The sequence below is a fragment of the Pseudomonas sp. PvP028 genome, from assembly GCF_017832255.1.
In the GTDB taxonomy this organism is placed as follows: Bacteria; Pseudomonadota; Gammaproteobacteria; order Pseudomonadales; family Pseudomonadaceae; genus Aquipseudomonas; species Aquipseudomonas syringae.
Genome location: NZ_JAFIBL010000001.1, coordinates 3,654,740 through 3,671,055, shown reverse-complemented (window position 1 = coordinate 3,671,055; position 16,316 = coordinate 3,654,740). Strand labels below are relative to the sequence as shown.

At 59.6% G+C, this 16,316-nt stretch carries 13 protein-coding genes and 1 pseudogene; 10 read left to right on the top strand and 4 right to left on the bottom strand.

Annotated elements, in window-relative coordinates; translation table 11 throughout:
• The first annotated feature begins 19 nt into the window (after positions 1 to 19).
• The 8 genes and pseudogenes from pncA to JOE34_RS16310 all read left to right on the top strand — a co-directional run bounded on the left by pncA (position 20) and on the right by JOE34_RS16310 (position 10,107).
• Positions 20 to 664 (top strand): bifunctional nicotinamidase/pyrazinamidase, encoded by a 645-nt coding sequence (pncA, locus tag JOE34_RS16345; RefSeq protein WP_010425446.1) that lies wholly within the window; start codon positions 20 to 22, stop codon positions 662 to 664.
• Between the two features lie 141 nt (positions 665 to 805).
• On the top strand, positions 806 to 1,741 hold the full coding sequence (locus JOE34_RS16340) for a formate/nitrite transporter family protein (protein WP_003396430.1): 936 nt from the start codon (positions 806 to 808) through the stop codon (positions 1,739 to 1,741).
• Between the two features lie 86 nt (positions 1,742 to 1,827).
• On the top strand, positions 1,828 to 2,511 hold the full coding sequence (locus JOE34_RS16335) for a winged helix-turn-helix domain-containing protein (protein WP_003343378.1): 684 nt from the start codon (positions 1,828 to 1,830) through the stop codon (positions 2,509 to 2,511).
• Positions 2,489 to 3,886, top strand: coding sequence for a HAMP domain-containing sensor histidine kinase (locus JOE34_RS16330; RefSeq protein ID WP_003426210.1), 1,398 nt, complete (start codon positions 2,489 to 2,491; stop codon positions 3,884 to 3,886). Before JOE34_RS16335 ends, JOE34_RS16330 begins: the two co-directional genes overlap by 23 nt.
• 498 nt (positions 3,887 to 4,384) lie before the next feature.
• Positions 4,385 to 5,248: an alpha/beta hydrolase gene (locus JOE34_RS16325; protein WP_010425449.1), complete on the top strand. Its 864-nt coding sequence runs from the start codon at positions 4,385 to 4,387 to the stop codon at positions 5,246 to 5,248.
• 64 nt (positions 5,249 to 5,312) lie between these two features.
• Positions 5,313 to 6,536 (top strand): efflux RND transporter periplasmic adaptor subunit, encoded by a 1,224-nt coding sequence (locus JOE34_RS16320; RefSeq protein WP_161421059.1) that lies wholly within the window; start codon positions 5,313 to 5,315, stop codon positions 6,534 to 6,536.
• Positions 6,533 to 6,967 (top strand): annotated as a pseudogene (locus JOE34_RS16315) (biotin/lipoyl-binding protein); the annotation flags it as partial. The gene JOE34_RS16320 and the pseudogene JOE34_RS16315, both read left to right, overlap by 4 nt.
• Before the next feature lie 101 nt (positions 6,968 to 7,068).
• Positions 7,069 to 10,107, top strand: a complete 3,039-nt coding sequence (locus tag JOE34_RS16310; RefSeq protein ID WP_161420923.1) for an efflux RND transporter permease subunit — start codon at positions 7,069 to 7,071, stop codon at positions 10,105 to 10,107.
• A gap of 4 nt (positions 10,108 to 10,111) precedes the next feature.
• Here JOE34_RS16310 and JOE34_RS16305 read toward each other — a convergent pair whose 3' ends face one another.
• From JOE34_RS16305 to JOE34_RS16295, 3 genes are read right to left on the bottom strand one after another with little or no spacing between them, the layout of a single operon-like run.
• The gene (locus JOE34_RS16305) at positions 10,112 to 10,957 is read right to left on the bottom strand and encodes an amidohydrolase family protein (protein ID WP_004417319.1); all 846 of its coding nucleotides are present in this window, start codon (positions 10,955 to 10,957) and stop codon (positions 10,112 to 10,114) included.
• Between the two features lie 54 nt (positions 10,958 to 11,011).
• Positions 11,012 to 12,298, bottom strand: a complete 1,287-nt coding sequence (locus tag JOE34_RS16300) for an MFS transporter (protein ID WP_198713382.1) — start codon at positions 12,296 to 12,298, stop codon at positions 11,012 to 11,014.
• A gap of 49 nt (positions 12,299 to 12,347) precedes the next feature.
• Complete coding sequence (locus JOE34_RS16295; RefSeq protein ID WP_003395782.1) at positions 12,348 to 13,079, bottom strand: GntR family transcriptional regulator; 732 nt, start codon at positions 13,077 to 13,079, stop codon at positions 12,348 to 12,350.
• Positions 13,080 to 13,341: 262 nt separating this feature from the next.
• Here JOE34_RS16295 and JOE34_RS16290 point away from each other — a divergent pair, with 262 nt between their 5' ends.
• Together JOE34_RS16290 and JOE34_RS16285 are read left to right on the top strand one after the other, a co-directional pair.
• Positions 13,342 to 14,538, top strand: a complete 1,197-nt coding sequence (locus JOE34_RS16290; RefSeq protein ID WP_004417315.1) for an MFS transporter — start codon at positions 13,342 to 13,344, stop codon at positions 14,536 to 14,538.
• Positions 14,539 to 14,765: 227 nt separating this feature from the next.
• Positions 14,766 to 15,512, top strand: coding sequence for a hypothetical protein (locus tag JOE34_RS16285; protein WP_010425466.1), 747 nt, complete (start codon positions 14,766 to 14,768; stop codon positions 15,510 to 15,512).
• A 43-nt stretch (positions 15,513 to 15,555) separates the two neighbouring features.
• On the opposite strand, the gene JOE34_RS16280 is transcribed toward JOE34_RS16285, so the two are convergent.
• Positions 15,556 to 16,278, bottom strand: a complete 723-nt coding sequence (locus tag JOE34_RS16280; RefSeq protein WP_161420921.1) for a dienelactone hydrolase family protein — start codon at positions 16,276 to 16,278, stop codon at positions 15,556 to 15,558.
• Positions 16,279 to 16,316 lie beyond the last annotated feature (38 nt).

Sequence of the window (16,316 nt, the reverse complement as noted above, 5' to 3'; positions counted from 1 at the left end):
CCTTACCAGAGAACCCACGATGCCCCTTTCCCACAAGCCTGCCGATCCTCGATGCGCCTTGCTGGTGATCGACATGCAGTACGACTTCATGCCCGGCGGGCAACTGGCGGTGGCTGAAGGTGACGCGCTGCTGCCGTTGATCAATCGCCTGGGTGCGCGCTTTTCCCATGTGGTCATCACTCAGGACTGGCACCCTGCCGGGCACATTTCCTTTGCTTCCAGCCATGCGCAGCGCCTGCCGTTCGAGAGCATTACCCTGCCCTACGGTCCGCAGACGCTGTGGCCGGATCATTGCGTACAAGGCAGTCACGGTGCGCAGTTACATGCCGACCTCGACCTGCCGCACGCGCAACTGGTCCTGCGCAAGGGCTGCAATGCGCACATCGACAGTTACTCGGCATTTCTGGAAGCAGACCGCACGACCCGCACAGGGCTGGCCGGGTATCTGACAGAGCGCGGCATCGACACGCTGTTCGTGGTCGGTCTGGCGCTGGACTTCTGTGTCGCCTGGTCGGCGCAGGATGCACGCTGTGCGAGTTTCAACACTTTTGTGGTCGAAGACGCCTGTCGCGCCATCGACATGAACGGCTCGCTGGAGCACGCCTGGAGGACCATGCTGGGCATGGGTATCGAACGCGTGCAGAGCGCTGATCTGCTGGGCTAGACCGACACATTCTGCCAACTGACTCAAACATTTCTCGATACGCCCCGCCGCTGGCGAACGACAGCGTGCGGCGCCTGTCTGAACCATCGGCCCGACATTGCCCCGGTCGGTCCATTTCATCACTGGCGCTGAGGACGTTGTATGGATCACGAAGTAGATGGCAAGACCCCCGGCCTTTCCGCCGAGGAAGAGCGCGAGATTGATGAGAATCAGCCGCCCCGCGCGGCGGTGTTGCACGAAACCATTCGCATGCAGGGCGACCACGAACTGGAGCGCAGCGTAGCCGCGCTGTGGTGGTCGGCACTGGCTGCAGGGCTGACCATGGGCCTGTCGCTGATGGCCATGGGGTTGTTGAACTCGCGCCTCGAAGGCATCCCCGGCAGTCATGTGATCAGCAGCCTCGGCTATTCTGCAGGGTTTCTGGCGGTCATCCTGGCGCGCCAGCAACTGTTCACGGAAAACACCATCACGGCTGTGCTACCCGTCATGAGCAAGCTGAACCTGGCCAACATCGGGCGGCTGCTGCGTTTGTGGGGTGTGGTTCTGACCGGCAACCTGGTCGGTACGCTGACGGTGGCCTATGTCATGCTCAATCTGCCGATTTTCGATACCAGCACAGACAAGGCGTTTCTGGAAATTGGCCACAAGGTCATGGAAAACGACATGGCCCAGATGTTTTCCAAGGGCATCGTCTCGGGCTGGATGATTGCGACCATGGTCTGGATGATCGCGTCGATGGAAAACGCCAAGATAGCGATCATTGTGCTTATCACTTACCTGATGGCGCTTGGCGACTTCACGCACATCGTGGTGGGTTCGGCCGAAGTATCCTATCTTGTATTCGCGGGTGAACTGGGCTGGAAGGATTTCTGGTTTGCCTTCGCAGGCCCCACGCTGGCAGGCAACATCATCGGTGGCAGTTTTATTTTCGCTTTGATCAGCCATGCGCAGATCCGCAGTGAAAAAGACACCACAGAGAAAATGGAGCGCGATCGCAAAAACAAGGAAGAAAAACTTCGCCTGGAGAAGGCGCAGAAGCTCAAGGAAGCGGATTTCACGGCAAAGCGAGAAATATGATCCCTATCATTAAACTTTCTTTCAGGAAACGCGGCGGATTTTAAAGGCAGAATGACTCTTTGAACGCATCTATTCAGGCAGGGACCATGACCCGAATTCTGGCAATCGAAGATGATGCCATCACTGCAAAGGAAATCGTGACCGAACTCAGCAGCCACGGGCTGGAAGTGGACTGGGTCGACAATGGCCGTGACGGCCTGGCGCGTGCAGTGAGTGGTGATTATGACCTTATTACCCTGGACCGCATGTTGCCGGAGATGGATGGTCTGACCATCGTCACCCACTTGCGCGCCCAGGGCATTTCCACGCCGATCCTGATGATCAGCGCCCTCTCCGACGTGGACGAGCGCGTTCGCGGCCTGCGTGCCGGAGGGGACGACTATCTGCCAAAGCCCTTCGCGTCGGATGAGATGGCTGCGCGCGTCGAGGTGCTGTTGCGGCGCAGCAACCCGGTCAGTGCCGCCAAGACGGTATTGCAGGTTGCCGACCTGGAACTGAACCTGATTACCCGGGAAGCGTGTCGCGGCGGCGAGCCGCTGATCCTGCTGCCCACCGAATTCAAGCTGCTTGAGTTTCTGATGCGCAACAGCGGACAGATCATCACGCGAATGATGATTTTTCAGGAAGTCTGGGGCTACCACTTCGACCCGGGCACCAACCTGATCGACGTACACATCGGCCGTCTGCGCAAGAAGATCGACCAACCCGGCACCGCACAGCTCATTCAGACCGTGCGAGGATCCGGCTATGTCATTGCCGAACCCGTCTGACGGCTGGCGATCATCAACGAGTCGATTACTGGCGCTGTACAGCTCGCTGTTCGTAGCCTGGAGCGTAATTCTGCTTGGCGTCCTGTACTGGGAAGTTACGTCCTATCTGGACACCCTCGCCCGCCAGTCACTTACCCATCGCCAGCAACTGTTTTCGCGCTTCGAGGGGCAAGGACTGGTGGACGCTCTGGCCACCAGCATGACCTTCGATACCCGGTCCGTGGATGCCTACGGTCTGTTCGACGAGAACTTCCGGCCGGTTGCCGGGCCTATCAACAGCGTCCCGAAAAACCTGCCGATAGACGGCCAGATTCATGTGCTGAACGATTGCATCGAGTCGGACGATCCAGGCATGCCGCAAGGCAGTTGCGATGCGATCGTCAATCGCACCTCGGACGGCCGCTGGCTGGTGCTCGTTCGCGAGAACGGCTCGCTGTTTGCGGTGAGCACGCTGATCCTGCATGCCTTGCTGTGGGGCATCTCGCTGACCATTATTCCCGGTGTTGCCGGCTGGCACTTGCTGCGCCGGCGACCGTTGCGGCGTATCCGTGCGATCCAGGCCAGCGCCGAATCGATCATCGCCGGCGACATGGCCGGCCGTCTGCCGGTCTCCAACAGGCGCGATGAGCTAGACATGCTGGCGGTGATCGTCAACGCCATGCTGGACCGCATCGAAAAGCTCATGAACGAGGTCAAGGGCGTCTGCGACAACATCGCCCATGACCTGCGCACACCGCTGACGCGCTTACGCGCGCAGCTTTACCGTATTCAACAGCAGTCAGCCCACGATTCGACCCATGCCACGCAGATTGCCCAGGTCATCAGCGAAGCTGACACGCTGATGGCACGCTTTCGTGGACTGCTGCGCATCTCCGAGCTGGAAGACCGCCAGCGGCGCTCGGCATTCGTTGAACTGGAACTGCGCCCATTGCTGCAGGAGCTGCACGACTTCCACCTGCCGCTGGCTGAAGAAGACCAGATCACCTTGATACTTGACCTGCATGAAACGTTACCCACCCTGGTGGGCGACCGCGCCCTGCTGTTCGAGGCACTGACCAACCTGCTGGGCAACGCAATCAAGTTCACCCCTGCCGGTGGAGTCGTCAAAGTCAGCGCCTACCCTGCCCCAGGCGGTACCACACCGTGCATCGAGGTAGAGGATTCCGGCCCTGGCATCCCCGTCGCCGAGCGCGCCGCTGTCTTCCAGCGCTTTTATCGCAGTGAGGCCGGAACCGAGCAAAGCGGCTTCGGCCTCGGTCTCTCGGTAGTGGCCGCAATCGTCAATCTGCACGGTTTTACGCTGCAGATAGGCACCAGCGAATACGGCGGCGCAAGTTTGCTGCTGGAATGCCGCACAGTGAATACGCTGGCCTGATATTCAGGCACTTTTCAAGCCCACGATTGCACGATCGCGCCTGCTTTTTGACGAGATTAACGCGTCTGGCCCAAGGGTTTCAGCGACTTAGATATTAATCTGGCGCGTTCTGCCAAGCATAAATTTGTAACTAGGTGTTACAAAATCATACCCAGCTTGACCGTTTCAGCCTGCGCAAGTTCCTCTCAATAAATACGCTTTTACGGCTGGATACGGCGTTTTTCCCCGATTAAATCCTTCTCTTTCGCAAAAAGTGATGGCCAAACGCCAAGGTGAAACGTGAGCGACTAGACATTTTTATGACGTCAGTGACTTGTCGCAATGCTGGCACTGCGTTATCTATGTCCGGGCAGACACAGTTCCTGCGGTAACGTTTCCGCTGCATCCAGAATAATAACTCACCGGATTTCGCCACTTACCAGGCGAGGCTTTGGCATGGCTGCCGAAGCAGAGAACGCTGCACTAATTGCTGGATAAAATTTTAGCTGGGAGGCTGTTATGGGCGCACAATCGAAGATTCTAACGATCGGTAAGTACAAGGTTTACGCCGAGGCTTACTGGAAAGGCAGCGACGCCAAGACCATTCTGCTGGTCAACGGTGCACTGTCGACCACTGGCTCTTTCGGGCAGACGGTCAAGTACTTGCAACCGCACTACAACCTGGTGCTGTTCGATCTGCCGTTTTCGGGACAATCCCGAGCGCATAACCCGGACGACATGATTGTCAGCAAGGAAGATGAAGTAAACATTCTCCTCCAACTGATTGATCTCTATCAGGTAAACCACCTGCTGTCGGTCTCCTGGGGCGGTGTATCGGCCCTGCTGGCCCTCTCTGCATGCCCTCCATCCGTAGAAAAAGCCATCATCAGCTCGTTCTCGCCGGTGCTCAACGAGGCCATGCTCGACTATATCGACAACGCCCAGGTCTACCTCGCCGCGCGAGAAAAACGCAAGATCGGCTCACTGCTCAACGACACCGTGGGCAAGTACCTGCCGCGCCTGTTCAAACTCTATAACTACAAGCACCTGATCAGTCTTGCCGAGCACGAATATCGCCAGATCGACTTTCACATCAGCCAGATTCGCCAACTAAGCGCCAGTAATTACGTCGAGCGTTTTTCCTCGATCAACATTCCGGTGCTGTTCATCAACGGTGAAAAAGATGAATACACCACCGTTGAAGATGCCCGCATGTTTTCCAACTACATTGCCAAAAGCAGTTTCAACGTAGTTCCGGACACCGGGCACTTTCTGGACCTGGAAAGCAAGGCGGCGTGGCATCACTCGCAAAGAAACGTACTGACATTTCTGGGCACTGAAGCTAACCAGGAGGTTTGGCCCAGCGTCACCGCGATGGCCTGAAGCTCGGTCGCCAGGCCCGGGAAGCCCTTGCGCTTTTCCGGTCTGACGCTGTGACTCATGGATGATGTTGGCTTCTTTGATCGGGCAGTGCTATTCGTTGATGACTTTTCCCTTTGCAACGCTCCGGCGTTCGTGCTGCCGTGTTTACGGAAATATCCGGCCGTTGCACTCTCTGTACACTCGGCCCGGCGTGGTGCTGGGGTTCATCTCGCTACTCTCGCTCAGCGCTTGCTCTGCAGGAAAACCCGCAGAAAAGGCGCTGGTGCGAGTCACCGCGCAACCGGTTGCCTTACTGAACGTCGCCAGCAGTGTGACGCTGACGGGCGACATCCAGGCACGCAAGGTGACCGAGCAATCGTTTCGTGTCTCCGGCAAGCTGATCAAGCGCTATGTGGATGTCGGGGATCGAGTGCGGGTCGGGCAAGTTCTGGCCAGACTCGACGCGCGCGAGCAAAAGACCGAGCTGGCGTCAGCCAGTGCCGAAGTCGCCGTACGACAGTCGCGGCTGCACCTCGCCGAACAAAACTACCAGCGTCAGCAAGTGCTGCTGCCCAAGGGTTATACCAACCTCAGCGAATACCAGAGGGCCCGCTCCGGGCTCGACAGTGCGCGGGGGGATCTGGCCGCGCTGCAGGCGCAGCAGGCCAACGCGCGTGATCAGGTCGGTTACACCGAACTGTTCGCGGCAGCCAATGGCGTCGTGACGGCGCGCTATGCCGAAGAAGGTCAGGTGGTTCAGGCCGCCACTGCGATTTTCAGCGTCGCTCATGATGGCGAGCGCGAAGCGGTGTTTTCCGCGTACGAATCGCTGCTGCGAGCCGATCAGGCCGGTGCTGCAGTGACTGTCAGCCCCTTGGGCCAGCCGGAGATTCAGCTGAGCGGCATCATCAGGGAAATCACCCCTATCGTCTCCGCCGCGAACGGCACGTTGCGGGTGCGCGTTGCACTGCAGGGCGCCGCTGCGTCGCTCGCACTGGGCTCCGTGGTCAGCGCTCGCTTGCAGACGCAGTCGCAATCGGCGTTCGCCCTGCCCTGGTCCGCATTGAGCCGTACACAAGGACAACCGGCAGTCTGGCGGGTGGACGCTCAGGCCAGGGTCAGGCTGACGTCTGTGAAAGTGCTGCGTTACGAACAGGGCCAGGTCATCGTTTCAGAGGGCTTGTCCGAAGGTGATCGGGTGGTTTCCCGAGGGCTGCAGTTTCTCTACCCGGGACAACGGGTAGAGGTCGCAGAGCAAGCACCAGCCGAACAAAGCGTCTCGCTGGCGTCGTCGGGAGCTGCGCGATGAGCACCTCGTGCGTAGAACCACGAACGAGATCCCGCTGCTGGCTGATCTGCATTCTGATCGTGGCACTGCCGGGATGCCGCGACAAACCGCTTCGCGAGGTTGTCGAACGCCCGGTGCTGTTCACCGAAATAGTCGATCAGCACAGCGCCTCTTATGGCCGCTTCGCCGGCGTCATCGAGCCGCAGTATGAAGCGGAATTGGGGTTTCGCGTCGCTGGCCGACTGGCAACCCGGCACGCGGAGATCGGCGATCAAGTGCGCAAGGGCGATCTGCTCGCCACCCTGGAACCCGGCGACCAGCAACACCGTTTGCGTGCCCGCCAGGCGGAACTCGGCAAAGCCCAGTCCGCCTGGCAACAGGCGCGCGACGAGTTGACGCGCTACCAGCAGCTCTATCAACGCGCTATCGGCTCGCGAGCACGAATGGATCAGAGGGTCAGTGGCGCGCTGCACAAGGGCGAAAAAGTAGTGACTGCCGGCGTCAACGGCATGCAGTCCGGTCAGAAGATCCGTGTGCAGCGAGAGGTCGGTTTGTGAAGGAGCGCTTCAATCTATCGGCCTGGGGGCTCAGGCATCGCACGCTGGTCTGGTACATGATGTTCGTTTCACTGCTGATGGGCAGCTGGTCATTCCTGAATCTGGGGCGTGAGGAAGACCCTTCATTCGCCATCAAAACCATGGTCATTCAGGCGCGCTGGCCGGGTGCGACGCTGCCCGACACCCTGCAGCAAGTAACTGATCGGCTGGAAAAGAAGCTCGAAGAAATCGACGCGCTGGATTACGTGAAAAGCTACACGCTGGCTGGCGAATCGACGCTTTTTGTCTTCCTCAAAAGTGAAACCCGAAGCGTTGATATCCCGGCAGCGTGGTATCAGGTACGCAAGAAGATCAGCGATGTGCGCAGCGAACTCCCCAGCGGTATTCAGGGCCCTGCGTTCAATGACGAGTTTGGCGATGTGTTCGGCAGCATCTATGCGTTCACCTCCGATGGCCTGTCTTTCCGCCAACTGCGCGACTATGTCGAGCAAGTGCGCGCCGACATCCGCAGCGTGCCCAACCTGGGCAAGATCGAGTTGCTCGGCGCCCAGCGCGAAGTCATTTATCTGAATTTCTCGATCCGCAAGCTCGCGGCGCTGGGCATCGATCAGCGCCAAGTGCTGAAAAGCCTGCAAGCGCAAAACTCGGTTACGCCTGCCGGCGTGATGGAGGCCGGTCCCGAACGCATTGCGGTGCGGGCCAGTGGGCAGTTCAGCAATGAACAAGACCTCGAGGCCGTCAATCTGCGCTTCGGCGACCGGTTCTTTCGCCTCAGCGATCTGGCGACCATCGAGCGCCGTTATGCAGATCCGCCCTCCTCACTGTTCCGCTTCAATGGCCAGCCAGCCATTGGCCTTGCGGTGGCCATGAAGCAAGGTGGCAACATCCAGGCATTCGGCACCCAGTTGCAGCAGCGCGTCGACGATCTGACTACCGAATTACCGCTGGGCATCGACGTGCACCTGGTCTCAAGCCAGGCCGATGTGGTCGAAAAAGCCATCGGCGGCTTCACCCATGCACTCTTTGAAGCGATCCTGATTGTGCTGGTCGTCAGCTTCATCAGCCTCGGCATCCGTGCCGGTCTGGTGGTGGCCTGTTCGATTCCGCTGGTGCTGGCGCTGGTCTTCGTGTTCATGGAGTACAGCGGCATCACCATGCAACGTATCTCGCTGGGCGCGCTGATCATCGCCCTGGGGCTGTTGGTGGATGACGCGATGATCACCGTCGAGATGATGGTCACTCGCCTTGAAAGCGGCGATTCGTTACCGCAGGCCGCTACCTTCGCTTACACCTCGACAGCGTTCCCGATGCTGACCGGCACATTGGTCACGGTCGCCGGTTTCGTGCCCATCGGCCTGAACTCCAGCTCCGCAGGCGAATACGTGTTCACCATGTTCGCCGTCATTGCCGTAGCGTTGCTGCTGTCCTGGCTGGTGGCGGTACTGTTCGCGCCACTGATTGGCGTGCACATCCTCAAGGCGTCCGCGCAACACGCAGCGCCGGGGCGCTGGATGCGTGGTTTCAGCCGACTGCTGGTCAAGGCACTCGAGCACCGGGGGTGGGTCATAGGCATCACTCTGCTGATGTTCATCGCGTCGCTGTTTGCAGGCAGGCTGCTGCAGAACCAGTTCTTCCCGGACTCCGACCGGCCGGAAATTCTGGTGGATATCTACATGCCGCAAAACGGCTCCATCGAAGGTACCCGCCAAACCATGGACCGCTTTGAAGCAGCGCTCAAAGGGGATGCCGATGTGCTGCGCTGGAGCTCTTACGTGGGCAAGGGCGCGGTGCGTTTTTACCTGCCGCTGGATCAGCAATTGAGCAACCCGTTCTACGGACAACTGGTGATCGTCAGCCAGGGTGGCGAAGCGCGTGACCGGCTGATCGAACGCTTGCGTCAGCGCTTTCGCGACGATTACGTCGGCGTGGGTGGCTACGTTCAGCCGCTGAACATGGGGCCGCCAGTGGGCTGGCCGGTGCAATACCGGGTCAGCGGGCCGGACATCGAACAGGTGCGCAGCCAGGCCATGGCGCTGGCGGCGATTCTCGATGCCAACCCCAATATCGGCCAGGTCATCTATGACTGGAACGAACCGGGCAAGGTGCTGAAGATCGACATCGCGCAGGACAAGGTGCGCCAGTTCGGTCTGTCCTCCGAGGACGTGGCGCAAATCCTCAACAGCCTCGTCAGCGGCACCACCATCACTCAGGTGCGTGACAGCACCTATCTGATCGACCTGGTCGGACGTGCGGACAGCGACGAACGCAGCTCGGTGCAGACCCTTGCCAACCTGCAGATTCCCACACCCGGCGGTGCGAGTGTGCCGCTGCTGGCGTTCGCCACGCTCAGTTACGAGCAGGAACAGCCGCTGGTGTGGCGGCGTGACAGACTGCCGACCATCACCCTGAAAGCCAACGTGCTCGGCACTTTGCAGCCGGCAGCGCTGGTCAGGCAATTGAAGCCCGACGTCGATGCGTTCAGCGCCGACCTGCCGTTACGTTACTCGGTCGCCACTGGCGGCGCAGTCGAGGCCAGCGCTCGCTCACAGGGGCCGATCCTGAAGGTCGTGCCGTTGATGCTGCTGTTGGTGGTCAGCTTTTTGATGATCCAGTTGCACAGCGTGAAAAAACTGCTGCTGGTGGTCAGCGTAGTGCCGCTGGGCCTGATCGGCGTGGTCGCGGCCTTGTTGATTTCCGGCTATCCGCTGGGGTTCGTGGCGATTCTGGGCGTGCTGGCGCTGATCGGCATCATCATCCGCAACTCGGTGATTCTGGTCACGCAGATCGATGAATTCATTGCCGCCGGGGAAAGCGCCTGGACATCGGTGGTCAAGGCCACCGAACATCGCTGCCGACCGATTATGCTCACTGCTGCGGCCGCGAGCCTGGGCATGATCCCGATTGCCCGCGAGGTGTTCTGGGGGCCGATGGCCATCGCTATGATCGGCGGCATCGCCATCGCCACCCTGCTGACCCTGTTTTTCCTGCCGGCGCTGTATATGGTCAGCTATCGGATCAGGCCACCCGCTGTTTAGCAGGTCAGATTTCCACCGGCAGGAAATCGAACAGCGCCTGTGGGGCCTCGACCAACATAATGCGCTTGAGCGGGTCCGGGCATTCAAGCGCGCGAAACTGCTCGACCACACCGGTGTAGCTGACCACGTGCTCATGCTGGGTGTGCGGCCAGTCGCTGCCCCATACCAGTCGGCGCGGGCCAAAGCTTTGCAGCAGCAACGGCCATGCGGCGCGAGCAAACGTCGCGTTCTGCTCGACACTGCCGCCCAGACGATAGATCGCCGAAATCTTCATCCACATCTGTCCGCTAAGGCCCAACTCCAGCAAGGCCTGGAACGCCGGATCATCAACACCAAGGCGCGCATCGGGCCGCCCGAAATGGTCAATCACCAGCTTGCAACCGAACGGCAACAACTGCCGAATCAGCCCCGGAAGGTCAGCGACCTCGCGGTGCAGTTCGACATGCCAGCCTAGCGTCCAGATGTGTTTGAACAGCGTCTTCCATTCCGGCGCGGCAAAGTCTGGCAGCGGCCTGCCGATCAGGTTCAGGCGGATGCCGACGATGCCCAGCCGGGCCATATGCTGCAACGCACCGCGACTGATGTCCGTGTCGACCACCGCCACACCGCGCAAGCGGTCCGGAGCCTGCGCCAGGGCATCGAGCAGAAACCGGTTATCGGTGCCCAGAAAACTGGGCTGGATCAAAACACCGTGGCTCAGACCATGTTCGCTGAGGTTGGCCAGATAGGCGTGCACCGTTGCGTCGTAGTCCGGGCTGTAACGCCGTCCTGACGCCAGGCTCAAATCCTTGCTGAAGACATGTGCGTGGGCATCGATGCCCAATATTGGCGTGGTACAAGAATCAGTCATGGGTTCGTCTATAAAGAGTCAGCGCGGCGCCGCAACACCGCGAATGAAAGGTTTTCAAGCCCGCTGCGCGGCGCCCTTGTCCAGTGGTTCGGCAACGGGCAGCGTAGCCTCGAGGTTGCGTCCACGGGTTTCCGGCAGGCAGAAAGCGGCAATCATTGCCACGCCGTAGGCAATGCCGGCGTCGATTCCGATGGCGCTGCCGAGCGACATTGACTGGCTCATATGCCCCACCAGAAACGGGAACACCGCCGACAGCACGCGCCCGAAGTTGTAGCAGAAGCCCACCCCGGCACCCCGCACCTCTGCCGGGTACAGCTCGTTGAAAAACGAGCCGAGGCTGGCCGGAATGCCTGCGGCGAAGAAGCCCAGCGGAAAGCCGAGAAACAGCATCTGCGTGTTGCTCAACGGCAGCATCAGGTAACACTGAACGGTGACCACGCAGCACAAGGCGAACAGCATAATGTTCTTGCGTCGACCTATGCGGTCGATCAACAGACCGCTGCACACACAACCGCACCAGAACGCAACGATAATGACCGCCAGATAGCCGCCTGAACTGAGCACGGACAGGTTGCGCTCGGTTTTGAGAAAGGTCGGCAACCAGGTCATGACCGCGTGATAACCGCCGTGCGCACCGAGCCCCAGCAAGCCACCGAGCAAGGTAACGCGCAGCAGTTCGGGGCGAAAAATCCCGGCCATCGACTTGAAGAAGTTGACCTTCGGCGCGGCGCTTTTCTGCATGCGCAGGAAGCTCTCCGGTTCTTCGACATTGCGTCGCACCCAGATGATCATCAGGGCGGGCAGCAGGCCGACAAAGAACATGACCCGCCAGGCAATATCCTCCGGTACAAACGAATAAATCAGAGTAAACAGCACCACTGCCAGGCCCCAGCCGACGGCCCACGCACTTTGCACGGTGGCCATGACCTTGCCGCGGTAGCGGGACTGGATCGTCTCGGCCATCAGCACCGCGCCTGCCGCCCACTCACCACCGATGCCAAAGCCCTGCAGCGCCTTGACGATCAGCAACTGGTTGAAACCGGTCACGAACGCAGACAAAAAGGTAAAGAAGGAAAACCACAGAATCATCCACTGCAGCGTGCGCACCCGGCCATAGCGGTCGGACAGCGTCCCGCCCACCCAGCCACCCAACGCGGACGTTACCAGCGTCACCGCGCTGATCAGCCCGGCATCGCCCTTGGTCAGGGCAAACGCAGCAATCAGGGCCGGAATGGCCAGACCGAACATCTGCACTTCCAGAGCGTCCAGCGACCAGCCGCCAAAACAGGCCCAGAAGGTCTTGCGTTCTTTGGGAGTGACGTCGCGATACCAATTGAACATGGCGCTTATCCTTATGGGCGTTGCACGGCCCGGGCAGACTGCAGCGCTGTCAGCGAATGTCCACGCTGTAGCGGAAATGGCTGGCGTGCCCTCGCGAGCGGCGCCACTCCAGAGGCTCACCGGCGTAGTTGCGCGCCAGGCGTTCGATGACCACCACCGCACTGCCGACCGGAATCTGCAGCAACCGGCCGTATACGTCGTTAACCGTCTCGGCCGTCAGGCTTTCTTGCGCACAGGCGACCACCTGACCGCAGACATCTTCGTAGATCGGATAAAGCAATGGCCCCTGCGTATCGAGGTCAAGCTCCAGCAATGCCTGAAACCGCGCACGTGGCAGCCAGATCTCTTCGGCCAGCACCGGCTGGCCATCCAGCAACCGCAAGCGGACCATACGAATCACCGGCGCACCTGCGCCCATCCCCAGTGCTTGAGCGACCGACGAAGGCGCATCCACAGGCTCGACGGACAAGATCCGGCTTTCCGGCACACGGCGTTCACCCGCTTCGGTTTGAAAACGGAAAAAACGAAACAGCGAGGACTGAAACTGCGCGCGACGAATGAACGTGCCACGCCCCTGCTGGCGCTCCAGAATGTTGTCGCTGACCAGCAGATCAATGGCCTTGCGCACCGTACCGGTGGACAGGCCATACTCTGCAGACAACGCCGCTTCGGTAGGAATCGCCTCACCCGGACGCCAGCGATTATTGGCAATCTGCTCAGCCAGGCTGTCGCGCAGGCGTTGATAAAGTGGTAGACGTTCGTCGCTGGAAAGCTTGTTCATTGTTTTATTCATCCAGTCATCTATATGAATTTCTGAAAAGAGTATTCATCCGTGGCAAGCGAAGGTCAATAGTTCGCGAGCGTGCGTGACTATACCGACACATCGCTGCGCTTCGCTGATCATCATTCCCGGAAATATCCTGTATCAACTCGCCGCACCTACTTAATGGCCGACAAAACCGTTAGCCTGCGCTGCATCGATCAAAAACCGTCTGACAGACACGCTTCCAGCGTCTGACAGTCCATGCTCAAGCGAGATTTTCATGCCCCACTCGTCCCAATCCGCGCATAACGCTGTGACCATGACCCCGGCCATGGTCATGCTGTTTGCCTTCTGCTGCGGCGCAATTGTCGCCAACATCTACTACGCCCAGCCGATCATCGAGCTGATTGCGCCGGACATCGGGCTGTCGAGCACGGCGGCCAGTCTGATCGTTTCATTGACGCAGATCGGTTATGCGCTAGGGCTGTTCTTTCTGGTGCCGCTGGGCGATTTGCTGGAGAACCGCAGGCTGATGCTGGTGACGACTGTCGTCGCGATTCTCAGCCTGCTGGGTGCCGCCTTCGCCGAGCAGCCGAATGTGTTTTTGCTGGTCTCGCTGCTGGTGGGCTTCAGTTCGGTATCGGTGCAGATGCTCATTCCGTTGGCGGCGCATCTGGCTCCGGAGGAGTCGCGTGGGCGGGTCGTTGGCGGGATCATGGGCGGACTGCTGCTGGGGATTCTGCTGGCGCGGCCGATTGCCAGTCTGGTGGCCGACCATTTCGGCTGGCGGGCGGTGTTCGGCTCGGCGGCCGTGGTGATGATCGGCATCAGCGTGGTACTGGCGACCACCATGCCAAAACGCCTCCCGGATCATCGTGCGTCCTACGGCCAGTTGCTGTTCTCGCTCTGGACGCTCTTGCGTACCCAGCCGGTGCTGCGCCAGCGTGCCTTTTATCAGGCTTGCATGTTTGCGACCTTCAGTCTGTTCTGGACCGCCGTCCCGCTGGAGCTGTCGCGCAATCACGGGCTGTCGCAAACCCAGATCGCGCTCTTTGCCCTTATCGGCGCGATCGGTGCCATTGCGGCACCGATCAGCGGCCGCCTGGCAGACGCTGGCTACACCCGCATCGCATCACTGGGCGCACTGTTGTTCGGCGCACTCAGCTTTCTTCCAGGCCTGGTTCATCCAGCCTACAGCGTGATTGGCCTGGCCATAACCGGCGTAGTGCTGGATTTCTGTGTGCAGACCAGTATGGTCCTGGGCCAGCGCACGGTCTACGCGCTGGATGCCGCCAGCCGCAGCCGGCTCAACGCGCTGTACATGACCAGTATTTTTATCGGTGGTGCCATTGGCTCGGCAGTCGCCAGCCCGCTGTTTGATCACGGTGGCTGGACCTGGGTGCTGATCGCTGGCACGGCACTGCCACTGATTGCATTGCTCGCGCTGCTCAGGGACCGATCCAGGCAGAATGCGTAAACCCTGCACTTTGTAACTGAATTGCAGGATAATGCCGCGGCGATGTCATACCCCATCGCCCTTCTGGCTCTCTCTCGCACCTAAAGGCTCGCGTATCCGGCAGCTCTGGATCTGCGCGATTGAACACGGATTGTACACACGCCTCATCCCAAGGCCCCGAATCCGTCGATACTGCTTTTCAAGCGCATCGGCACGCACTTGCGCAACCCGAACAAGGCATAACAGCAATGGACGCAGCACCACGAACAAGCAAGATTTCCGCGATTTTCGCCAAGATATCGCTCGGCATCAGCGTTATGATCGGGGCTATCTGGAGCATCTTCACCTACCTTTTCCCGGACCCGGCCGTTCTTGGCCTCAGTATTGACTTCATAAACTGGAAGACACTGGTCATTATCGTCGGCACCGGCATGGTGATAAGCGGGCTGTACATCGCAATCATGGCCAGAAAGCTTCCATCGCCGCTCAAGCTCGGCGTCTGGCTGGCACTGTCACTATTTCTCTGCGCGGTGTTCTTCAAACTGGGCGGCGAATACGCTAAACCTTCGGTCGATTTCGCCCGCGCTCAGACACTGTTTACCGAGAACGAAAGCGCCAACCTGTTCGGCAAGCGCTCCGAGACCGTCGACAACGTAAGTATGGAGTTGCTGGGTTGTGACCAGAACGGCCAGTCGCCTACCTGCATGCTGGAGCTGATCAATAAAAGCGCCGATCGCGACTTCAGGTTTCTCAACCCGATCAGCCTGTTCGAAGAAACCGGCGGCGCGCTGGGGCTTTCGCAACTGCGTGTCGGCGATGCAAGGTTCGATCGCTGGGACAGCTTCCAGTTGATCCGCAACGTGCCTACCCGCGTGACACTGATCTTTGAAGCGACCAAGGGCCGTGTGAAGCAGTCACCTGCCTTGAAGCTGACCTTCCGCGATCGCGAGAACAAGGACAACGTGCTCAAGTTCAACGAGGTCAAGGTCAACTAGTTGAACGAAGAATGAGCGTCGCCCCCAAGGACGACGCACGTATTCACTGGCGGTTTGACTGCTTCAACCAAGCCGCCAGATCCATCACTTCAGCCTCGTTGATGCTGTGCCCCATGCCGTCATAGGCATGCAACTGCGGCGTCAGACCGAGCGATTTCAACGTCGCTTCGGCTTGCGGGGCGCTGGCATAGGCCACCTGGCGATCCTGCGTGCCGTGACCGATGAATACGCTCAGTGCCTTGAGATCGTCGGAGGCCTTGACCTCGGACTTCACAACCGGCAACAGCCGTCCGCTCAACGCCGCGAAGCCGCCGACCAGCTTTGGCTGTCGCAGCGCGACTTCGTAACTCATCATTGCGCCCTGACTGAAACCGATCAGGAAGACTTTGCCTGGCTGGGTATGAAACTTCTCAGTGGCTTTGCCGATGAACGCAGCCAACCGGGTACCGCTGCTTTTCAGGTCTTCAGTCACACCGTCGTAATCCGCGACGCCGGGCTTCTGCGTGAACCACTTGTAGCTGTCAGCGCGCAACTCCATCGGCGCCTGTACCGACACGTAGTTGTAGTCGGCCGGAAGCTCTTCCTTGAGCCCGAACAGGTCGGCGGCATTGCTGCCGTAGCCGTGGATGAAAATCACCAGTGGCTGGTCAGGCTTGTCGACATTGGTCTGCGCCAGGTAATCGAGTGGCAGGTCCGTATGCAAGGTGTCCTGGGCCTGTGCCATTGCGGTGAAGGCAAACAGCAAGGCAGCGAAGAATTTCAGCATGTTCATCACCTCTGTTTGACGCTGCCAACGGGCAGCGT